The 19776-nt window shown below is 69.2% G+C and carries 20 protein-coding genes; 17 read left to right on the forward strand and 3 right to left on the reverse strand.

Annotated elements, in window-relative coordinates; all coding sequences use genetic code 11:
- Nucleotides 1–43: 43 nt before the first annotated feature.
- Complete coding sequence (locus tag DIE22_RS04015) at nucleotides 44–424, forward strand: DUF4377 domain-containing protein (protein ID WP_124496248.1); 381 nt, start codon at nucleotides 44–46, stop codon at nucleotides 422–424.
- A 25-nt stretch (nucleotides 425–449) separates the two neighbouring features.
- On the opposite strand, the gene DIE22_RS04020 is transcribed toward DIE22_RS04015, so the two are convergent.
- Complete coding sequence (locus DIE22_RS04020; RefSeq protein WP_124496246.1) at nucleotides 450–1838, reverse strand: DHA2 family efflux MFS transporter permease subunit; 1389 nt, start codon at nucleotides 1836–1838, stop codon at nucleotides 450–452.
- A 175-nt stretch (nucleotides 1839–2013) separates the two neighbouring features.
- Between DIE22_RS04020 and DIE22_RS04025 the strand changes: the two genes are divergently transcribed.
- The gene (locus tag DIE22_RS04025) at nucleotides 2014–2883 is read left to right on the forward strand and encodes a LysR family transcriptional regulator (protein WP_124604569.1); all 870 of its coding nucleotides are present in this window, start codon (nucleotides 2014–2016) and stop codon (nucleotides 2881–2883) included.
- Nucleotides 2884–2978: 95 nt separating this feature from the next.
- On the opposite strand, the gene DIE22_RS04030 is transcribed toward DIE22_RS04025, so the two are convergent.
- The gene (locus DIE22_RS04030) at nucleotides 2979–3329 is read right to left on the reverse strand and encodes a VOC family protein (RefSeq protein ID WP_124484670.1); all 351 of its coding nucleotides are present in this window, start codon (nucleotides 3327–3329) and stop codon (nucleotides 2979–2981) included.
- A gap of 260 nt (nucleotides 3330–3589) precedes the next feature.
- On the opposite strand from DIE22_RS04030, the gene DIE22_RS04035 reads away from it, so the two are divergent.
- The 9 genes from DIE22_RS04035 to DIE22_RS04075 all read left to right on the forward strand — a co-directional run bounded on the left by DIE22_RS04035 (nucleotide 3590) and on the right by DIE22_RS04075 (nucleotide 13349).
- Nucleotides 3590–4729: an LLM class flavin-dependent oxidoreductase gene (locus DIE22_RS04035; RefSeq protein ID WP_124604570.1), complete on the forward strand. Its 1140-nt coding sequence runs from the start codon at nucleotides 3590–3592 to the stop codon at nucleotides 4727–4729.
- A gap of 169 nt (nucleotides 4730–4898) precedes the next feature.
- Nucleotides 4899–6092, forward strand: coding sequence for an acyl-CoA dehydrogenase family protein (locus DIE22_RS04040; RefSeq protein WP_124604571.1), 1194 nt, complete (start codon nucleotides 4899–4901; stop codon nucleotides 6090–6092).
- Between the two features lie 10 nt (nucleotides 6093–6102).
- Complete coding sequence (locus tag DIE22_RS04045) at nucleotides 6103–7863, forward strand: FAD-dependent oxidoreductase (protein WP_124496238.1); 1761 nt, start codon at nucleotides 6103–6105, stop codon at nucleotides 7861–7863.
- Nucleotides 7860–8378 (forward strand): flavin reductase family protein, encoded by a 519-nt coding sequence (locus DIE22_RS04050; RefSeq protein WP_124604572.1) that lies wholly within the window; start codon nucleotides 7860–7862, stop codon nucleotides 8376–8378. The genes DIE22_RS04045 and DIE22_RS04050 overlap by 4 nt, the downstream gene beginning before the upstream one ends.
- Nucleotides 8379–8393: 15 nt before the next feature.
- Nucleotides 8394–9446 carry a ferredoxin--NADP reductase gene (locus tag DIE22_RS04055; protein ID WP_124496234.1) on the forward strand — a complete coding sequence of 351 codons (1053 nt, stop codon included), beginning with the start codon at nucleotides 8394–8396 and terminating at the stop codon, nucleotides 9444–9446.
- Nucleotides 9447–9494: 48 nt separating this feature from the next.
- Nucleotides 9495–11075 (forward strand): FadD3 family acyl-CoA ligase, encoded by a 1581-nt coding sequence (locus DIE22_RS04060; RefSeq protein WP_124496232.1) that lies wholly within the window; start codon nucleotides 9495–9497, stop codon nucleotides 11073–11075.
- A 36-nt stretch (nucleotides 11076–11111) separates the two neighbouring features.
- A complete protein-coding gene (locus DIE22_RS04065) occupies nucleotides 11112–11885 on the forward strand; it encodes an SDR family NAD(P)-dependent oxidoreductase (RefSeq protein ID WP_124496230.1) in 774 nt (257 codons plus the stop codon).
- A 52-nt stretch (nucleotides 11886–11937) separates the two neighbouring features.
- Nucleotides 11938–12309 carry a hypothetical protein gene (locus DIE22_RS04070; RefSeq protein WP_124496228.1) on the forward strand — a complete coding sequence of 124 codons (372 nt, stop codon included), beginning with the start codon at nucleotides 11938–11940 and terminating at the stop codon, nucleotides 12307–12309.
- A 386-nt stretch (nucleotides 12310–12695) separates the two neighbouring features.
- Nucleotides 12696–13349: a hypothetical protein gene (locus DIE22_RS04075; protein ID WP_124496226.1), complete on the forward strand. Its 654-nt coding sequence runs from the start codon at nucleotides 12696–12698 to the stop codon at nucleotides 13347–13349.
- A gap of 12 nt (nucleotides 13350–13361) precedes the next feature.
- On the opposite strand, the gene DIE22_RS04080 is transcribed toward DIE22_RS04075, so the two are convergent.
- Nucleotides 13362–14588: an acyltransferase gene (locus DIE22_RS04080; RefSeq protein WP_124604573.1), complete on the reverse strand. Its 1227-nt coding sequence runs from the start codon at nucleotides 14586–14588 to the stop codon at nucleotides 13362–13364.
- 256 nt (nucleotides 14589–14844) lie between these two features.
- Between DIE22_RS04080 and DIE22_RS04085 the strand changes: the two genes are divergently transcribed.
- The 6 genes from DIE22_RS04085 to DIE22_RS04110 all read left to right on the forward strand — a co-directional run bounded on the left by DIE22_RS04085 (nucleotide 14845) and on the right by DIE22_RS04110 (nucleotide 19771).
- Entirely contained in the window at nucleotides 14845–16014 is a 1170-nt protein-coding gene (locus DIE22_RS04085; protein ID WP_260426604.1) for a glycosyltransferase family 87 protein, read from the forward strand.
- Between the two features lie 253 nt (nucleotides 16015–16267).
- Entirely contained in the window at nucleotides 16268–16504 is a 237-nt protein-coding gene (locus DIE22_RS04090) for a FitA-like ribbon-helix-helix domain-containing protein (RefSeq protein ID WP_014899176.1), read from the forward strand.
- A complete protein-coding gene (locus DIE22_RS04095; RefSeq protein ID WP_185640535.1) occupies nucleotides 16491–16907 on the forward strand; it encodes a type II toxin-antitoxin system VapC family toxin in 417 nt (138 codons plus the stop codon). The genes DIE22_RS04090 and DIE22_RS04095 overlap by 14 nt, the downstream gene beginning before the upstream one ends.
- Nucleotides 16908–17163: 256 nt before the next feature.
- Entirely contained in the window at nucleotides 17164–18060 is an 897-nt protein-coding gene (locus DIE22_RS04100; RefSeq protein WP_124496222.1) for a VOC family protein, read from the forward strand.
- 9 nt (nucleotides 18061–18069) lie between these two features.
- Nucleotides 18070–18963, forward strand: coding sequence for a CoA transferase subunit A (locus DIE22_RS04105; RefSeq protein ID WP_124496220.1), 894 nt, complete (start codon nucleotides 18070–18072; stop codon nucleotides 18961–18963).
- A gap of 10 nt (nucleotides 18964–18973) precedes the next feature.
- On the forward strand, nucleotides 18974–19771 hold the full coding sequence (locus DIE22_RS04110) for a CoA-transferase subunit beta (protein WP_124496218.1): 798 nt from the start codon (nucleotides 18974–18976) through the stop codon (nucleotides 19769–19771).
- Nucleotides 19772–19776: the final 5 nt, after the last annotated feature.

Genomic DNA, 19776 nt, shown 5'->3' on the forward strand with positions numbered 1-19776 from the left:
CACTCGTCTAACCGGCCCGCCAACGCTTCCTGAGAGACATCGGATGATTCGCAAGACCCAAAGGCTGCTCGGCGCGGCCGTGATTGCCGGCAGCACGCTGCTGGCCGGATGCCAGACCGACGCGGCCGCGACGGCCGCGCGCGCGGCCCGCCCGGCCGACGGCCGGCCCGTGACCAGGACCGTTCATGTCGCGCCGCAGGCGGCGCGCTGCACGGGCGTCGCGCCGATGGACTGCCTGCAGGTGCGCGGCAGCCCGGCCGAGCCGTGGAGCCTGTGGTACGCAGGGATCGAAGGCTTTGCGTACCAGCCCGGTTATCAATACGTACTGGAAGTCGACGAGTACCGCGTCGCGCAACCCCCGGCCGACGGTTCGTCGATCCGCTGGGTGCTCAGGCGTGTCGTCGAGCGCCGCCAGGTGAACTGACGGCCACGTCCGCCCGCGGCACCGCTCATACGGACGGCCGCGGCGCGACCGGTCTCGGCGGCGCGGCGGTGTCGATCCGCCGGAACACGACGGACGACAGCAGCGTGACCGAGCCCATGCACGCGAACGACAGCATGAAGCCGTTCGCCATCGAGCCCCAATGCGCGGCGAACAGGTTCACGAGCCCGCCGCCGATCGATACGCCGAGCCCCATCGCCAGCATCTGCATCATCGTGAACAGGCTGTTGCCGCTGCCGGCGTCGGCGTGTGACAGCCCCTTGAGCGTCACGGCGTTCATCGCGGCGAACTGCATCGAGTTGGCTGCGCCGAACACGATCAGCAACGCAATCTCCAGCAGTGGCGCGGGCCGTGCCGATACCAGCGCGAACCCCGCGATCGCGCAGCCGACGATCCCCGTGTTCACGACCAGGAACGTCGCATAGCCGAAGCGTTTCGCGAGCGGCGCGATCCAGCGTTTCGCGATCACGCCGGCGATCGCGGCCGGCAGCATCATCATCCCCGACTGCAGCGGCGTATAGCCGAGCTGCACCTGCATCAGCAGCGGCAGCATGAACGGCACGGCGCTCGTGCCGATCCGGCACAGCAGGTTGCCGAGCAGCCCCGAGCCGAAGTTCGGCTCGCGGAACAGCCCGAGCCGGAACAGCGGCTGCGCGCGGCGTCGTGCATGGGGCAGGTATGCGAGCGCGCTCGCCACGCCGAGCACGGCCAGCCCGATCGCCCAGCCGGTGCGGTGCGCGGGCATCGGCGGATCGATCGCGAGCGACAGCGCGATCATCGCGACCGACAGCAGCGCGCAGCCGACGAAGTCGAACGGCGGCGGCTGCGTCGCCTGGTCGTGCGGCAGGAAGCGCTGCACCGCGAGGAAGCCGACCACGCCGACCGGCACGTTGACGATGAACACCCAGTGCCAGGAAATCGCCTGCGTGAGCCAGCCGCCGAGCGTCGGTCCGACGATCGGGCCGAGCTGCCCGGCGATCGACACGAACGCGATCGCCGCGACGTACCGTTCGCCCGGCACGCGGCGCAACACGGCGAGCCGCCCGATCGGGAGCAGCATCGAGCCGCCGATACCCTGCACGGCGCGTGCGACGACGAGCTGGCCGAGCGTGTGCGACGCGGCACAGCCGATCGACGCGAGCGAGAACACCAGGATGGCGACCGAGAACACGCGGCGCGTGCCGAACCGGTCGGCGAGCCAGCCGGACGCCGGCGTGAGCATCGCCATTGTCAGCGTGTAGACGACCACGACCGGCTGCATCGCGAGCGGTGACGCATGCAGGCTTTGGGCGATCGACGGCAGCGCGGTGTTGACGATCGTCGTGTCGAGCGACTGCATGAAGAACGCGGCGGCGACGATCCACAGCAGCGCGGAGTGTGAGGGTTCGCGGGGCATGACGAAATGGGAAGTGCGGCGACCGGCGATGGCGACGTGACGGGCGACACGGCCTGGCAGGCTCGCGCCGGCGCACGGCCGGTCTACAAGCGTTCGATGGTACCGATTCCGCCAGTCATCGGGAAGCCGCCTGAAGACATTGACTGTCATCGGAGTTGCCGATGACAATGCGGGAATGCTCAATCCCGTCTGGCTCAAGACGTTCGCGACCGTCACGAACTGCCGCAGCTTCACCGAAGCGGGCCGGCAGCTCGGGCTCAACCAGTCGAGCGTCAGCGAACACATCCGTCGTCTCGAAGAGAGCGTCGGCCGGCGGCTGTTCGTGCGCGACACCCATTCGATCGCGATGACGGCCGACGGCGAGGCGCTGCTCGTGCACGCGAACGTGATCCTGCAGGCGCTGAACCGTGCGGAATCGCAGTTCCGCAAGCCGCGGCTGCAGGGCCGCGTGCGGCTCGGCGCGTCGGACGATCTCGCGCTGGTCGCGCTGCCGGACGTGCTCGCGGCGTTTCGCGCCGCGCACCCCGACGTTGCGCTGGAGATCACGACCGGCATGACGAGCCGGCTCTACGAACTGATGGATGCGGGCGCGCTCGACCTGATGGTCGGCAAGCGGCGGCTCGGCGAGCGGCGCGGCACGCCGTTGCTGCGCGCGCGGCTCGAATGGGTCGCGCGGCCGGGCACCGTCGTCGACCTGGAGCGGCCGCTGCCGCTCGTGCTGGTCGCCGAGCCGAGCGTCACGCGCGCGGTCGTGCTGAACGCGCTCGCGGAGAAGGGGATCGGCTGGGAAGTCGTGTGTTCGAGCAGCAGCCAGCCGGGCTGCATCGCGGCCGCGCGGGCCGGCCTCGGGCTCACCGCGACGTCGCAGTACCTGTCGGCGCGCGGCCTGGCGCCGCCGGTGAACGGCGACGGGCTGCCCGCGCTGCCCGATGTCGAGTTCATCGCGCTCGCCGCGAAGCGGCTCAGCCAGCCGGCCGGCACGCTGCTCGAGCTGCTGGAAACCAGCGACCTGCGTGCCCCCGGCGCGGCCGATCGAAGCGTGTAGCGCACTTCGTCACCTGCCAGCCGCTGTTCGCGCGGCAGCCGGCCGGGCCGCGCGCCATGCGTCGCCGCTCACGCCGCTCACGCCGCTCATGCCGCTCATGCCGCGCGTTTCTGCGAAAGCACCAGCAGCGCGCCGTTCCTGTCCTCCAGCACCGCGCGGTATTCGTGCGGCCCGGCCTGCACCGGCACGCGCACCGACGCGCCGGCCTTCACGACCCGCGCCATCGCCGCGTACAGGTCGTCGTCCTCGTCCACGCGCAGCGTGAGCGCGGCGCGCTCGACGATCTGCTCGTCGCCGGCCACCAGCGCGATCGTCAGCGGGCCGCCGTCGAGCGCGCAGTAGCGGTCGCCGTCGCGGAACTTCACGTTCAGGCCCAGTCCGTCGACGAACAGCGGCAGGGCCGTGTCGATGTCGTCGACCGGGTACAGCAGCATCGATACCTTCATTCCCTCTCTCCCTCGTCGTGATGTGGTCGGCGCGCACCGCACCGTCGTTCGATGCTAGCGCGCGGTGCCGGCCGCGACGCAGTCCGATCGGATGACGGTGAAACCCCTCTGTCCCCGCAGGCGGGCCGTTACTCCAAACAGACGATGCCCGTGCGGGCCCGCGCGCCGACACTCCCATCCGTGGACCGTCGCTATTCGTCCGTATCGTGCGGGCGGCTGCACGACCCCCGACTCGTCCAACATACATGGAGACGCACGCAATGAAGTTTTCCCTCATCTACGAAGCCCAGACCACCGACGCGTCGCGCGAGGGCGACCACCGGGTGTTCAACGAGACGGTCGAACAGGCGCTGCTGGCCGAGCAGGTCGGCTTCGACACGATCTGGTGCGTGGAGCACACGTCGCTGACCAACTATGCGCACATGAGCGCGCCGGAAACCTTCCTTGCGTACCTGGCCGGCCGCACGACGCGCATCGGCCTCGGTCATGGCGTCGTGTGCCTGCCGCCGGCGATGAACCATCCGATCAAGGTCGCCGAGCGCGTCGCGCTGCTCGACATCCTGTCGGGTGGCCGCGTGCATTTCGGCGTGGGCAAGGGCGGCAGCCAGCAGGAAGCGGGCGCGTTCGGCTACGACCTCAACGAACTGCAGCCGATGATCGACGAGTCGATGTACCTGGTGCCGAAGATGTTCGTGCAGGACGAGATCGAGCACGACGGCAAGTACATCAAGATTCCGAAGCGTCCGATCCACCCGAAGCCGTTCCAGGATCCGCATCCGCCGATGTACCTCGCCTGCACGAACACCGATGCGCTGCTGCGCGCAGGACAGCGCGGGATGGGCGCGCTGGTGCTCGGTTTCGGCGGCCCCGATGAAGTCGCGAAGAAGAACGCGGTCTATCGCGAAGCATGGGCGAACCGCAAGCCGGAGGACCAGGTCGGCTTCCGCCCGACCCAGCACCTCGCGGCGCTGTGCCCGACGGTCGTGATGGCCGACGGCCAGAAGGCCCGCAAGATCGGCATCCGCGGCCAGCGCTACTTCATGGAGTCGCTCGCGTACTGGTACACGGGCGGCGAGCGTCCGGACCCGGCGAAGTGGGGCGACGACCTCGTGCAGGCCGACACCGGCGAGATGGTGATCCGTTCGCGCTTCGCGTCGGAGGAAGTCGTCGTGAACTTCGCCGATCCGGCGCTCGCGATGATGAACCCGAATCACGCGTACGGCACCGTGGACGACTGCATCGGCTACGTGGGCCGCCTGCAGGAAGCGGGCGTCGACGAAGTGCTGTTCCTGTGCCAGATGGGCACGGTGCCGCACGACGCGCAGATGGAGACGATCCGCAATATCGGCGAGCACGTGATCCCGTTCTTCGCCAAGGAGAAGGAGCGCGCCTGCGCGTAAGGCGGGCAGGGCCGCGCATCGTCCGTCGTCCCTTCGGACGATGCGGCGCGGTCGCGCGAGTCCGACCATCGGCAGCAGGAACCCTCGCTCGCGGCGCCGGCCGCGACGAACCACTTAGAGAGACCGGGGTGGGCGCCGCCGCGCGCGCTCCGTATCACAGGAGACATTCGTGCATCGCGACAACGATTCGAACGCACTGGCCGCCACGCTGATCGCCCGGGCCGAGGCGCTGGCGCCGACGCTCGCCGGCCGCGCCGCGCAGGCGGACGCGCAGGGCCGCATCCCGGCCGAGACGATCGCCGACATGCAGGACGCCGGCTTTTTCAAGGTGCTGCAGCCGAAGCGCTACGGCGGCTACGAGCTCGATCCGCAGGCCTTCTTCGACATCCAGATGGCGCTCGCGCGCGGCTGCATGTCGACTGCGTGGGTGTATGGCGTCGTCGGCGTGCACAACTGGCAACTCGCGCTGTTCGACGCACGCGCGCAGCAGGACGTGTGGGGCAAGGATCCCGCGACGCTGATCGCGTCGACCTACATGCCGGTCGGCCGCGTGAGCCCGGTCGACGGCGGCTTCCGGCTGTCCGGCCACTGGAAGTTCTCGAGCGGCAGCGAGTTGTGCGAATGGGTGTTCCTCGGCGCGCTGGTGCCGCCGGCCGTTGCCGGCCAGCCGCCGGAATACCGCACGTTCCTGCTGCCGAAATCCGACTACCGGATCCAGCAGGACTGGGACGTGCTCGGCCTGCGCGCGACCGGCAGCCACGACATCGTCGTCGACGACGTGTTCGTGCCCGCGTACCGCACGCACAAGGCGATCGACGGGATGATGGGCACGAGCCCGGGCCTCGCGGTCAACGACGCGCCGCTGTTCAGGCTGCCGTTCGCGCAGATCTTCGTGCGCGCGGTGTGCACGTCGTGCATCGGCGCGCTGCAGGGCGCGCTCGACGATTTCACCGGCTATGCGGCCACGCGCGTGTCGGCCAACAGCGGCGCGAAGACGACCGACGATCCGGGCGCGCAGAGCGCGTGCGCGAACGCGGCCGTCGCGATCGACGAGATGACGGTGCTGCTCAAGCGCAATTTCGCGGAACTGATGGCGTCGGTGACGGGCGGCCCGGCCGTGTCGATCGAACGTCGCGTGCATTTCCGCTACCAGTCCGCGCAGGTCGCCGAACGCTGCGCGCAGGCCGCGAACGCGCTGCTGCGCTACGCGGGCGGCAACGGCATCTATCACCGCAATCCGCTGGTGCGCCGCTTCCTCGACCTGCACGCGGCCCGTGCGCACTACGCGAACAACGTGGACCGCTTCGGCCAGAACCTCGGCGCCGTGATGCTCGGCCGCGAGAACACGGACTACTTCATCTGACGAGGCCGAGATGAACGACACGCAAGCGCAGCAATACGTGTTCGACGTCGTGGTCGTCGGCTCGGGGGCGGGCGCGCTGCTCGCGGCGTGCCGCGCGGCCGACCGCGGGCTGTCCGTCGTCGTGCTCGAGAAGACGGCGCTGTACGGCGGCACGTCGGCCGTCTCGGGCGGCGGGATCTGGGTGCCCTGCAACCACCATATCGCCGAACTCGGCGCGACCGATACGCGCGAGGCCGCGCGCTGCTATCTCGACGCGTGCACGGCCGGCGCGTCGTCGCGCGAGCGGCTCGACGCGTATCTCGACCAGGCGCCCGAGATGCTGCGCTATCTCGAAGCGAAGACGCCCGTGCGCTACCAGGCGCTGCCGAAGTACGCGGACTATTTCCAGAAGCTGCCGGGCGCGATGCCGGGCTATCGCGCGCTCGATCCGCTGCCGTTCGACGGCGCGCGGCTCGGCGACGAACTCGACCGGCTGCGTCCGCCGTCGCCCGGCACGCTGATCGGCGGCCGCGTGGCCGTGACGTCGAAGGAGGCGCACACGCTGTTCTCGCGCGGGCCGGGCTTCATGAAGCTCGCGATCGCGCAGTTCGGCCGCTACTGGCTCGATCTCGGCGTGCGCCGCCGCACGCGGCGCGACCGGCGCCTGACGCTCGGCAACGCGCTGGTCGGCGGGCTGCGCCGCGCGCTGCTCGACCGCAACGTGCCCGTGTGGCTCGACACGCCGATGCGCGACCTGCTCGACGTCGACGGCCGCGTGACGGGCGTGCGTGCGCAGCGCTTCGGGCAGATCGTGACGATCGTCGCGCGGCGCGGCGTGATCCTCGGCGCGGGCGGCTTCGAGCGCAACCAGCCGATGCGCGAACGCTACCTGCCGCAGCCGACGCGGATGCAGTGGAGCGCGACGCCGCCGGCCAACACCGGCGACGCGATCGCCGAAGGCCACCGGCTCGGCGGCGCGCTCGCGCTGATGGAACACGTGTGGGGCGCGCCGACGGTCGGCGTCGCGGGCGAGGAGAAGCAGCGCGCGCTGTTCGTCGAACGCAACCTGCCGGGCTGCGTGATCGTGAACGGTCTCGGCAAGCGCTTCGTCAACGAGGCCGCGCCGTATTCGGAGTTCGTGCCCGCGATGTATCGCGACCATGCGCGCACCGGCGCGTGCGTGCCGGCCTGGATGGTGTTCGACGCGCGCTTTCGCCGCAAGTATCCGTGCGGGCCGATCATGCCGGCGTCGATGATGCCGGATGCGCGGATGCCGGACGCGTTTCGCGACGTGCTCGTGAAGGCCGACACGATCGATGCGCTCGCCGCGCGGATCGGGGTCGATGCGGCCGGGCTGCACGACACGCTGCGCGACATGGCGCGTTATGCGGCGACCGGCATCGACGAAGCGTTCGGCAAGGGCGACAACCTGTTCGACACGTACTACGGCGATCCGCGCAACGCGCCGAATCCGTGCCTCGGGCCGGTCGACGAGGCGCCGTTCTACGCGGTGCGGATCGACGCGGGCGACATCGGCACGAAAGGCGGCCTCGTCACCGACGCGCAGGCGCGCGTGCTGCGCGCCGACGGCGCGCCGGTCGACGGCCTCTACGCGATCGGCAACACCAGTGCATCGATGATGGGCGCGAGCTACCCCGGCGCGGGCTCGACGCTCGGTCCGGCGATGACCTTCGGGTTCATCGCCGCCGACCACCTGGCCGCGCAAGCGGCCGACGCCGGCGGCCGGTCAGTCCGGCCGTCCACGACTGAACCTGACGGAGTCCGACAATGAGCGATCTCACTACCCATCCGCTGCGCACCGACATGCTGCTCGCGATGCGCCGCCTCGCGCGCTCCGTCACGGTCATCAGCAGCGCGCACGAAGGCCGGCGCTACTCGATGTCCGCGACGGCGGTCGATTCGCTGTCGACCGATCCGCCGTCGCTGCTGATCTGCATCAACCGCAGTGCGTCGCTGTATCCGCCGCTCGACGTGGGCGCGCCGTTCTGCGTGAACGTGCTGTCGGCACGCCATGAAGGCATCGCGATCGACTGCAGCGGCCGCCTGAAGGGCGAGGCGCGCTTCACGACCGGCGACTGGCACACGTCGCCGCTCGGCGTCCCGTACCTGCACGATTCGCAGGCGAGCTTCGTGTGCGAGCAGGACGGCCGCTTCGAATACGGCACGCATACGGTGTTCATCGGGCGCATTCGCGAAGTGCTGATGAGCGGCGACGTCGATCCGCTCGTCTATCTCGACGGCGCGTACACGACGCCCGGCGCGCCGGCGGCTCGCGCGGTCGCATGACGTGAGGAACCTGCGATGAGCGATTCGCGCTTCCACCGGCTGACCGTGGCCGACGTCATCGCCGAAAGCGACGACGCGTGCTCGTTCGTGTTCGACGTGCCCGCCGCGTTGCGCGATGCGTTCGCATACCGGCCCGGCCAGTTCCTGACGCTGAACGTGCCGTGCGCGGATGCGAGCGTCGCGCGCTGCTACTCGCTGTCGAGCGCACCGGGCATCGACGCGGCGCCGAAGATCACCGTCAAGCGCGTGCGCGACGGCCGCGCGTCGAACTGGCTGTGCGACCGCATCCGCGCGGGCGATGCGCTCGACGTGCTGCCGCCGGCCGGCGTCTTCACGCCGCGCACGCTTGATGGCGACCTGCTGCTGTTCGCGGGCGGCAGCGGCATCACGCCGGTGCTGTCGATCCTGAAATCGGCGCTCGTGCATGGACGCGGGATGCTGACGCTGATCTATGCGAACCGCGACGAGCGCTCGGTGATTTTCGGCGACGAGCTGCAGCAGCTCGCGCACCGCCATCCGGGCCGCCTGCGCGTGATCCATTGGCTCGACAGCGTGCAGGGCGTGCCGCAGCAGCGGCATCTCGAGGAACTCGCGCGGCCGTTCAGCCGGCAGGAGACGTTCATCTGCGGGCCGGCACTGTTCATGGAGAATGCGCTCGCCGCGATGCTCGGCCTCGGGCTGCCGCGTGCGCGCGTGCATGTCGAGCGCTTCGCGTCGCTGCCCGATGCGCCGGCGCCGGCCGATCCGGCGGCATCGGCCGCGACGGCCCGAACGATCGCCGCGTCCGGAGACGGCGCGGCGATCGAGACGGTGCTGGATGGCGAGGCGTTCGCGTTCGACGGCGCGCCCGGCGAAACGCTGCTGGACGCGATGCTGCGTGCCGGCCTGCCCGCGCCGAATTCCTGCCGAATGGGACAGTGCGGCGCGTGCATGTGCCGCGTCGAACGCGGCGCGGTGGCGCTCGACGGCAACCACGTGCTCGACGACGACGAGATCGCGGCCGGCTGGACGCTCGCGTGCTGCGCGCGGCCCGCGAGCGACGCGCTGCGCGTGGTGTTCCCCGATTGAGCCGCGGCGCCTGCGGCGTGCGGCAACCCTGTTGCGATGCATACGACGATGGACAACGAAATCCTCACCACGCCCGCGCTGATCGCGCGGGCTGCCGCGCGCCACGGCGCGCATCCGGCGATCGAGTCGGAGCACGGCCGGCTGACCTATGCGGAACTCGACGCGGCGCGTCTCGAAGCCGCGCGCGCGCTGCTCGCGAGCGGCATCGACGCCGGCGACCGGATCGCCGTCTGGGCACCGAACCTGCCGCAATGGATCGTCGCGGCGCTCGCGATCCACACCGTCGGCGCGATCCTCGTGCCGGTCAACACGCGGATGAAAGGGATGGAGGTGGGCGGCATCCTGCATGACGCCGGCGCGCGGCAGCTGTTCTGCTGCGGCACCTTCCTCGGCGAATCCTATCCGGCGATGCTCGCGCCGCACCGGCCCGCGATGCTCGAGCGCGTCGTCGTGTTCGACGGCGAACCGCCGTCCGGTGCCCGCGACGAGACCTGGAACGCGTTCCTCGCGTGCGGCGCGGCGGTGCCGCTCGCCGCCGTGCGCGAGCGGGAGGCGCAAGTGACGCCCGACACCGTGATGGACCTGATGTTCACGTCCGGCACGACCGGCCGCCCGAAAGGCGTGATGACCGCGCACGGGCAGAACCTGCGGGCCGCGCAGGCGTGGGCGGCAATCGCCGGCGTGCGCCAGGACGACCGCTACCTGATCGTCAATCCGTTCTTCCATACGTTCGGCTACAAGGCAGGCTGGCTCGCCGCGCTGTCGAGCGGCGCGACCGTGCTGCCGCATCTCGTGTTCCAGCCGGCCGACGTATTGCGGCGCGTCGCCGACGAGCGCGTGTCGGTGCTGCCCGGCCCGCCGACGCTGTACTACGCGCTGCTCGACGCGCCCGAGCGCGCGACGCGCGACCTGTCGTCGCTGCGGATCGCGGTGACCGGTGCGGCCGCGATCGCGCCGAGCCTGATCGAGCGGATGCGCGCCGAGCTCGGCTTCGAGACCGTGCTGACCGGCTACGGGCTCACGGAATCGTGCGGCTTCGCGACGCTGTGCCGGCACGGTGACGCCGCCGAGACGATCGCCCGTACGTCGGGCCGGCCGATGCCGGACGTCGAGCTGCGGATCGCGGGGCCGGACGGCGCGGCGCTCGGGCCGGACGAGACCGGCGAGATCTGGGTGCGCGGCTACAACGTGATGCGCGGCTACTTCAACCAGCCGGACGCGACGCGCGAAACCGTCGATGCGCAGGGGTGGCTGCATACGGGCGACCTCGGCTGCGTCGACGCGAACGGCAACCTGAAGATCACCGACCGGATCAAGGACATGTTCATCGTCGGCGGCTTCAACTGCTATCCGGCCGAGATCGAGCGGCTGCTGGCCGCGCATCCGGCGATCGCGCAGGTCGCGCTGGTCGGCGTGCCCGATACGCGGCTTGGCGAGGTCGGCCATGCGTACGTCGTGTTGCGTCCCGGCGCGCACACGGACGCCGACGCACTGAACGACTGGGCGCGCCGCAACATGGCGAACTACAAGGTGCCGCGGCATTTCACGTTCGTCGAGCAACTGCCGACGAGCGCGGCCGGCAAGGTGCTGAAGTACCGGCTGCGCGCGGGCACCGAAGCGGCGGCCTGAGCGCGTCGCGTGACACCACATCAACGGGTTGAATGCATGAACGACAACGGATTTCCGCAGGGCGCGGTGCTCGTGTTCGGCGGCAGCGGCGGGATCGGGCAGGGCGTCGCGCTCGAATTCGCGCGCGCCGGCGTGCCGGTCGCGCTCGGTTATCGCAGCAAGGCCGACGTGGCCGAGCGCGTCGCGCGCGACCTGCGCGGCGCCGGCGTCGCGGCCACCACGCATGGCGTGGACGTGACCGATCCCGCGCAGATCGATGCGGCGCTCGCGGCTGCGATCGATGCGCATGGCCGCGTGCACACGATCGTGTGGGCGGCCGGCCCGTTGGTGAACCAGCGCCCTATAGGCGACATGACGCACGACGACTGGCGTCGCGCGATCGAGGTCGAGACGGTCGGCTTCTTCAATGCGGCGAAGGCCGCGTTGCCGCATTTCCGCGCGTCGGGCGGCGGGTCGTTCGTCACGCTCGGTTCGGCCGGGCATCTGCGCTGGCCCGATCGCGACGGGCTGTCGGTCGCACCGAAGGCGGCGAACGAGGCGCTGGTGAAGGGGCTCGCGCGCGAGGAGGGCCGTCACGAGATCCGCGCGAATTCGATCCTGGTCGGCGTGATCGAGGCCGGGATGTTTCCGGTGCTGCTCGAACAGGGGCAGTTCGATCAGGCGTGGATCGACGAGACGCAGAAGATGCTCGCGCTCAAGCGCTGGGGGAAGGCGCGGGACATCGGGCGCGCGGCGGTGTTTCTCGCGTCGGACCGCGCGAATTACATCACGGGGCAGCAGCTGAACGTGTCGGGCGGGTACGGGTTGTAGCGGATGGACGGAGCCCGCTCGGGCGAGCGGACTCGACAAACGGACGCGTTAGTTGTCTCGCGCGCTGATCTTGCCGAATCGATCCGGAACCTGCGCAACGAGCGTGCCCGGCTTCGTCTGCCCGTATCGCATGCTCGAAGCGCGTGAACAGCCATCCCGCCTGCGATCGGTTGTGCCCGCATCGTCCTCGGTATTCACCCTGACCCGCGATGCACGATCCCGCATCCTGATCGCGCGCGACTCGCGCGAGGTCACGTCAATGAAACATTTTCCTCCCTGCGTGCACTCACACGCGCTCGCCGGCCGTCGCGATTCGCGTGTGCCCACGGCCGCGCATGCTTGCCCGACGCGCGTCGCGGCGCGCGACGCGTTGCTCTCCGGCATCGGGCACGGCGATGAAGTGCGAAAACAGATGCGTTCCTGAAACATTTCCGTCGATTCCCCCACGCGTAACGCCGGACATCCGGCCGCGAGGCCGGGCCCGCGCGGGTCTGCGCCGCATGGCACACGCCTTGCGGTGAGCCCCGTGCTGCTCGTCACAACCGCGACTGATGTTCACGACGAATCGCGGGAGCGGCACGCAACGACATCGAAACAAACGGGGATCGGATCGAGCCGCGGGATGGCGGCCCGTCGTGTCGGACGCACGCTGCGTCGTATCGGCGACGCGAACGGGCACCGCACGTTCGATCCGTCAAACAGCAAGCTTGCTTGCAAGGTGTCGTGCCGGGGGACCCGCTGCGCGTGGCGGCATGAGCTGCACGCGGCGGGTCGGTGCGCCCGGCACATGTCGGGGGAACGCCCGTGAAAATGACAGTGAACCAATGGGCAGCGCTGGCGATGGTGTTCGCGGCCGGCGCGCACGCGCAGGAAATCTACCTGCAGGGCGGCACGCAGGGCGTCGGCATCGGCGCGGCCGTGAGCTTCAATTCGGTGCTCGGCGCGCACGCGGATTTCAATGCAATCAATCTGACGCATGACTTCACGGTGGCCGGCAATCGCTACCAGGACGACATCAAGCTGCGGCAAGGTGGCCTGTATGCGGACATCTTCCCGTGGCGCGGCAACGGCTTTCGCGCAACGATCGGATTGCGCTTCAACGACGACGAGATTCGCGGCGTGTCGGTGCCCACCGGCGGGACCTACGTGTTCGGCGGCAAGCGCTATCCGGCGTTGCCCGGGATGTATGCGGTCGCGGAGGCGCGCTATCCGGCCGTGATGCCGTATGTCGGGATCGGCTACGGGCATCGGCCGGCATCGAAAGGGCTCGGCTTCGTCGCCGACCTGGGCGTCGCATACGGCATCCCGCGCTGCTCGTACACGCTGTCGCCGGCACTGGCCGCCGCGGCCGGACCGCAGAAGAGCCAGATCCTGGCCGCCAGCGGCCTCGACGAGTTGAACCGGAAGATGTCGCGGTATCGGTGGTATCCGGTCCTGCAGATCGGGATCTCGTACCGGTTCTGAGCCGCGCGAACGTCACGGCACGGCCGTGCGCCGTTCGCGTGCGGGTTCGATCGTCCGGCGTGCCGGGCGCGCGTCGTTGCGCTTCGCGATGAACGGGTGCTCGATGTAGCGGTAGGTCAGCAGCGCGCAGAGGACGGCGACCAGTGCACACGCGAGCGACAGCGCCCAGATGCCGAAGTCGTCAACGGAATCGATCGGGAAAACGAACTTGTTGAACGTGCGGGCGATCGTGTACACGATCGCCATGTGGATCATGTAGATGCTGAAGCTGGCGGTGCCGAGCAGCGCGAGCGGTCGGGTTTCGAGCACGCCGTAGAACGTGTTCCCGCACGCGACGCAGAGGAACACGGGGAGGAGCGGCAGCGCGCCCTCGATCGAATAGCGTTCGGTCGGATACGGGGCGACGGCGAGAATCAGCAGCGCGACGGTGGCCGCCGATTGCGTGCCGAGCAGCGTGCGGATCGCGGGATGCCGCGATGCCTCGAACGCCAGCGCGCCGAACGCGAACAGCAGGGCCATCCCGCCGGGCGGCCCGAACAGCGCGGCGCAGATCGTGACGATCGCGAGTGCGAGCAGCTTGCGCCATGCATGCGTCGCAACGAACCACGCGAGAAACGGAATGGCGACGTAGAACCGCCATTCGTATGCGAGCGTCCACCAGACGCCGCTCAGGTAGCTGGTTTGTTCCGCGCCGTTGACCGGGAATGCGCCGAACCAGCCGAGCGAGACGGCTTTGAGCAGGTCGGCCAGCAACCGGATCGGCGCGTGGACGACGTTGCGGGGAAACCAGTACAGCGTGCAGGCGACGATGACGATCGCGTAAAAGAGGTAGAGCGGGGCGACGCGCCGCACGCGCCCGACGAAGAAGGTCCGCACGTCGAGCGTGCCCCGGCATGCGCGTTCCCAGAACAGGAACCCGGTGACCATGAAGAACATCGCGACGGGAATCGTGCCGAGATTGCGCAGGAAGTCGGAGGTGGCGCCCCAGATGCCGGTCGACAGCAGGCCCTGGTTGCACGCGAAGTGATGGAAGACGACGGAGGTCGCCAGGATGCCGCGGAATCCGTCCAGGTTGGGATGGCGCATCGACAGCGATTTGTCGACGGCCGACCGGTAGAACGGTACGCGCCGCGCGACGAGCCATGCGATGATCGCGACGGCCGCAAGGCAGGCCGGGAAGTAGAGCTTGTCGGGGGTCGGGGAAAACAGGGTATCCAGAGAAGGGGTAATCAGGTCCACTGAAGGGCGTCTCGTGTCTTGGATCGCCTGGATCCGGATTTCAGGCACGGATGGTCCGCGTCGATGCAAGGTCTTCTGCGCGCGTCGGGCGGCGTTCGATCGCCGGTGTTGTGTGTTGATGGTATCAAACGGTCGCGACGGCATGCCGCACGCAGATGCAACATGATGTTTCGATGCGGCGAACGTCATCTGTACTTCACTGGAACAACAAAGCGCGGGGTGGTCGATGGAGACGATACGCGGGTCGAACGATCGCATGATCGACGCACGGCGCGTCGCGACGTATGCCGCCGCGGTGCTCGTGCTGCAGATCGTCTTCCTCGTCGTTTGGATCGTTCGTTATTACGGATGGCACGACCGCTCCGCGCCGATGGTCGGGTCCGACTTCGCGATATTCTGGGCGACGGCGCGGGTTGCGCTCGAGCACGGCCCCACGGCGATCTTCTCGCCGCAATGGATCCAGCCGATCGAGGCCGCGCTTCGGCCGTTCGACGATTTCGCGCCCTGGCCCTATCCGCCGACCTTCCTGCTCGTCGTCATCCCGTTCGGCCTGATGTCGTTCCCCCACGCCCTCGTGCTGTTCGGCGTTGTGGCGATCGTCGGCTACGCGGCCGTCGTCGCGCGACTGACGCGCCCGCTCGACGGCCAGTGGCGGATGGCGGTCGCCGCGTTTCCGGGCCTGATCGGCGCCGCCCTCGCGATGCAGAATGCGTTCCTGACCGTCGCGGCGGCCGGTGCGGCGTTGCTGCTGCTGCGGTCGCGTCCGGTCATCGCCGGGGCCTGCATCGCGATCCTGACGGTGAAGCCGCAATACGGCGTGCTGTTCCCGCTGGCGCTGATCTGCGGGCGGCACTGGAGAGCGCTGGCATCGGCGGGCCTGTTCAGTGCGGCAATCGTCGCGACATCGGTGGCCGTATTCGGATCGCAGGCGTGGAGCGCGTTTCTTGCGTTCCTGCCGGTCTTCAACCGCGGCGTGGTCGAGCACGGCGAGACGCTGTGGCGCGGCATGCCGTCGATGATCGGGGTCGCGCGGGCCGCGGGCCTGTCGGTCCAGGTCGCGTACGGCATGCAAGCGAGCATCGCGGTGGCTGCTGCCGCGACCGTCGTGTACGTGTGGAGGCGCGCCGCGCGCTTCGAACTGCGTGCGGCTGCGCTGGCCGCGGCGACGTTGCTGGTGCAGCCGTACTACATGTATTACGACCTGCTGTGGCTGGTGTTGCCGCTGACCTTCCTGCTGCTCGATTGTCGGAACGTCCGGCCGAACCGGCTCGAGACGGCCGTCGTGGCGCTCGCGTGGATTGCGCCGGCCCAGGCGTTCGTCGCGGTCATTACCGGCACGATGTGGCCGGTTGCGGCCGCGATCCTGGTTGCGGTGCTGGCGATGGTCGTGCGACGCGCCTCGGATCCGATGCCGCCGCGGACCTGACAACGCGCACCGGCCGGGGCCGGCTGTCGGTGAATGGCCATTCGGCCGTCTTTTTCATCGCTTCGATCCGGCTTACCGTGCACAACAGCAGTTCGACGCGTCAGGCCAGCGGCGGACCGCGGGGGGATTCCTGTCGCCCGCGGCCGCCGGCCAACGCCGACCACCGTCTTCCGCCAGATCGCGACGATGATAGCAATGCTTGCAATTCACTGCCGTAGCGCTATCATTGATAGCAATCTGGATGGAGGGACCCATGGCAAATCTTCTGGTGCGTAACGTGGATGACAGTATCGTTCAGAGCCTGCGCGAGCAGGCCGCGGCCAACGGCAGGAGTGCCGAGGCCGAACATCGGGCCATTCTGGCCGATGCGCTCGGCCGGCCGAAGCGACGGACATTCGCGCAAGTGCTGATGAGCATGCCGGACGTCGGCGAAGACGCGGATTTCCAACGTGTTCAGGATTCCGGCGAGGTCAGGCGTGTTTTTGATTGATACGAACGTCATCAGCGAGATCAGGAAGGGCAAGCGAACCAACCGCGGCGTGCGCGCGTTCTTCAGCCAGGCCGAGGCCGACGCGAGCCCGCTTTACCTGTCGGTCGTGACGGTGGCCGAACTGCGGCGCGGCGTCGATCTGATCCGTCATCGCGGCGATCATCCGCAGGCGTTGGCGCTCGAGACATGGATGGCGACGATCCTGTCCGGCTATGCGTCGAACATCCTGCCGGTCGATATCGAGACCAGCCAGATGTGGGGCCATTTGCGCGTGCCCGATCCCACGCACGAACTCGACAAACTGATCGCGGCCACTGCGCTGATCAACGATCTCACGGTCGTCACGCGCAATGTCGACGATTTCGCTCGCACCGGTGTCCGGCTGCTGAACCCGTTCGATTGATCCGGGGCGCCGCAGCGCGCCAACCTGCCACCGCTTCCCGCCTTCCGCGTCGCGCGTAGCCCGTTCCGCCGGGCTCCCGCGCGTGTCCGCCCCGCGCCCGACTCCCCGCCGGCCCCCCGCAGATTCGCCGCAGATTCCCCGTCGGCCCCCCGCCGATTCCCCACCGGGCTCTCGTCCCAACAGACGATGTGACGCCATCCCCGACCGGCCAGAATCCTTTCACGAACAACGGATTCTGAACCTGGAGGAGGCCGACATGATCGATGTCCGTGCGCTCGGCTACGTCGTCGTCGAGGCGACCCGCGTCGATGCGTGGCGCCGCTACGCGCAAGACGTGCTGGGCATGCAGGCGCTCGACGCGCCCGACGGCGCGCTGTACCTGAAGATGGACGAGCGCGATTTCCGCTACGTGATCGTCCCCGGCACGACCGACCGCTATTTCGCATCGGGCTGGGAACTGCCCGACGGCGCCGCGTTCGACGCCGCGCTCGCGGTGTTGCAACGCGCAGGTGTCGAAGCCGTGCGCGCCACGCGCGACGAAGCCGCGCTGCGCCGCGTGCAGGCAATGGCGTGGTGCACCGACCCGTCCGGCAACCGTCACGAGCTGTACTGGGGCGCGCGCTGCGACTTCCGCCGCTTCGTGTCGCCGCTGGGCGTCGCGCGCTTCGTCACCGGCGACATGGGGCTCGGCCACGCGGTGCTGCCCGCGCCGCGGTTCGACGCGACCGATGCATTCGTGCGCGGCGTGCTCGGCTTCGAGCTGTCCGACATCTACCACGTGAAGTTCACGCCCGATCCCGCCGAACCCGAGAAGCGCATCCATTTCATGCATTGCCGCAACGCGCGCCATCACAGCCTCGCGCTGTTCGAGATGGCCGTGCCGTCGGGCTGCGTGCACGTGATGGCCGAAGTCGACTCGATGGACGAAGTGGGCCGCGCGCTCGACCGGGTCGCCGCGCACGACGTGAAGATGTCGGCGACGCTCGGCCGGCACTGCAACGACCAGATGATCTCGTTCTACATGAAGACCCCCGGCGGCTTCGATCTCGAATACGGCTTCGGCGGGCTCACGGTCGACTGGTCGAAGCACGCGGTGTTCGAGGCCACCCAGGTGAGCCAGTGGGGCCACGATTTCAGCATCGGATACCGGTAAGCCAGCACGATGACGATGAAACCTCTCGACAAGACGATGTCCGCGCGCGATGTGGTCGCGCAACTCGCCGACGGCATGACGATCGGCATCGGCGGATGGGGGCCGCGGCGCAAGCCGATGGCGCTGGTGCGCGAAATCGCGCGCTCGAACCTGAAGGACCTGACGATCGTCGCGTACGGCGGCGCCGACATCGGCCTGCTGTGCGCCGCCGGCAAGGTGCGCAAGGCGGTGTTCGGTTTCGTGTCGCTCGACGTGATCCCGCTCGAGCCGCATTTCCGCCGGGCCCGCGAACAGGGCCGCGTCGACGTGCTCGAACTCGACGAAGGGATGCTGCAGCTCGGCCTGCGCGCAGCCGCCGCGCGCCTGCCGTTCCTGCCGACGCGTGCCGGGCTCGGCACCGCGCTGCTCGATCACGCGCCGCAGCTGCGCACGGTGAGCTCGCCGTACGACGACGGCGAGACGCTGCTCGCGATGCCGGCGATCGAACTCGACGTCGCGCTGCTGCACGCGAACGCGGCGGACCGGATGGGCAACACGCGCATCGACGGTCCCGATCCGTTCTTCGATGCGTGGATGGCGCGCGCCGCGCGGCGCTGCTACGTGTCGGCGGAAACGGTCGATGCGTCGCTCGCGAGCGACGATCTCGATGCCGCGCGCCGCAACCCGTTCGAGCGCTCGCTTGTCACCGGCGTCGTGCACGCGCCGGGCGGCGCGCACCCGACGTCGTGCGCGCCCGACTACGGCTGGGACCTGCCGCACCTGCGCGCGTACTGCGCGAGCGCGGAAGACGATGCAAAGACGGCGGCATACCTGCGCGACGTGGTCGGCCGGGACGAACGCCAGTACCTCGAAGGCGTCGGCGGCCTGTCGCACGTGACGACGCTGCCGTTGCCGATTCTGTAAAGGAGCGCCTGTGAGCGAATCTCTCGACCATTCCCTCGCGGAACTGATGATCGTCGCGTCCGCGCGACTCTGGCGCGACGACGGCGAAGTGCTGGCGACCGGCATCGGCACGGGCCCGCGGCTCGCGGCGGGCCTCGCGCGGCTCGCGTACAACAACGGGCTGATGCTGACCGACGGCGAAGCGTATCTCGTCGAGGAGCCGGTGCCGCTCGGGCCCCGTCCCGACGGCTATCGCGTGAAGGCGAGCGGCTGGATGACCTACGAACGCGTGTTCGACTGCCTGTGGCACGGCCGCCGCCATGCGCTGGTGATGCCGACGCAGATCGACCGCTTCGGCCAGGCGAACATCTCGTGGCTCGGCGACGACTACGCGCGTCCGAAAACGCAGCTGCTCGGCGCGCGCGGCTTCCCCGGCAACTCGACGAACCATGCGAACTCGTTCTTCGTCAGCGGCCACGGCAAGCGCACGTTCGTCGACGGCGAAGTCGACATGGTGTGCACGGTCGGCTACAACCCGGCGCGCCGGCTGCCCGGCATGAAGACCTTCGTCGACCTGCGCAGCATCGTCACCGACCTGTGCGTGATGGATTTCGGCGGGCCCGACCACGCGATCCGCGTGCGCTCGCTGCATCCGGGCGTGAGCTTCGACGAGGTGCAGGACGCGACCGGCTTTCCGCTGGTCGCGCATCCGGAACTCGGCACGACGGCCGCGCCGAGCGCGGAAGACCTGCGCATCGTGCGTGCGCTGGACCCTCACAACCTGCGCGCGACGATCGTGCGCAACGATCCGGCGCCGCGCCGCGGATGAGGTCC

Source organism: Burkholderia sp. Bp9142, assembly GCF_003853415.1.
Lineage (GTDB): Bacteria > Pseudomonadota > Gammaproteobacteria > Burkholderiales > Burkholderiaceae > Burkholderia.

Excerpts from the sequence above, each read along its gene's own strand:
- DIE22_RS04060 (WP_124496232.1), top strand. The coding sequence starts at position 9,495 with ATGGACAACGAAATCCTCACCACGCCCGCGCTGATCGCGCGGGCTGCC.
- DIE22_RS04090 (WP_014899176.1), top strand. The coding sequence starts at position 16,268 with ATGGCAAATCTTCTGGTGCGTAACGTGGATGACAGTATCGTTCAGAGC.
- DIE22_RS04085 (WP_260426604.1), top strand. The coding sequence starts at position 14,845 with ATGATCGACGCACGGCGCGTCGCGACGTATGCCGCCGCGGTGCTCGTG.
- DIE22_RS04050 (WP_124604572.1), top strand. The coding sequence starts at position 7,860 with ATGAGCGATCTCACTACCCATCCGCTGCGCACCGACATGCTGCTCGCG.
- DIE22_RS04055 (WP_124496234.1), top strand. The coding sequence starts at position 8,394 with ATGAGCGATTCGCGCTTCCACCGGCTGACCGTGGCCGACGTCATCGCC.
- DIE22_RS04045 (WP_124496238.1), top strand. The coding sequence starts at position 6,103 with ATGAACGACACGCAAGCGCAGCAATACGTGTTCGACGTCGTGGTCGTC.
- DIE22_RS04035 (WP_124604570.1), top strand. The coding sequence starts at position 3,590 with ATGAAGTTTTCCCTCATCTACGAAGCCCAGACCACCGACGCGTCGCGC.
- DIE22_RS04025 (WP_124604569.1), top strand. The coding sequence starts at position 2,014 with ATGCTCAATCCCGTCTGGCTCAAGACGTTCGCGACCGTCACGAACTGC.
- DIE22_RS04075 (WP_124496226.1), top strand. The coding sequence starts at position 12,696 with ATGACAGTGAACCAATGGGCAGCGCTGGCGATGGTGTTCGCGGCCGGC.
- DIE22_RS04065 (WP_124496230.1), top strand. The coding sequence starts at position 11,112 with ATGAACGACAACGGATTTCCGCAGGGCGCGGTGCTCGTGTTCGGCGGC.
- DIE22_RS04015 (WP_124496248.1), top strand. The coding sequence starts at position 44 with ATGATTCGCAAGACCCAAAGGCTGCTCGGCGCGGCCGTGATTGCCGGC.
- DIE22_RS04105 (WP_124496220.1), top strand. The coding sequence starts at position 18,070 with ATGACGATGAAACCTCTCGACAAGACGATGTCCGCGCGCGATGTGGTC.
- DIE22_RS04100 (WP_124496222.1), top strand. The coding sequence starts at position 17,164 with ATGATCGATGTCCGTGCGCTCGGCTACGTCGTCGTCGAGGCGACCCGC.
- DIE22_RS04030 (WP_124484670.1), bottom strand. The coding sequence starts at position 3,329 with ATGAAGGTATCGATGCTGCTGTACCCGGTCGACGACATCGACACGGCC.
- DIE22_RS04020 (WP_124496246.1), bottom strand. The coding sequence starts at position 1,838 with ATGCCCCGCGAACCCTCACACTCCGCGCTGCTGTGGATCGTCGCCGCC.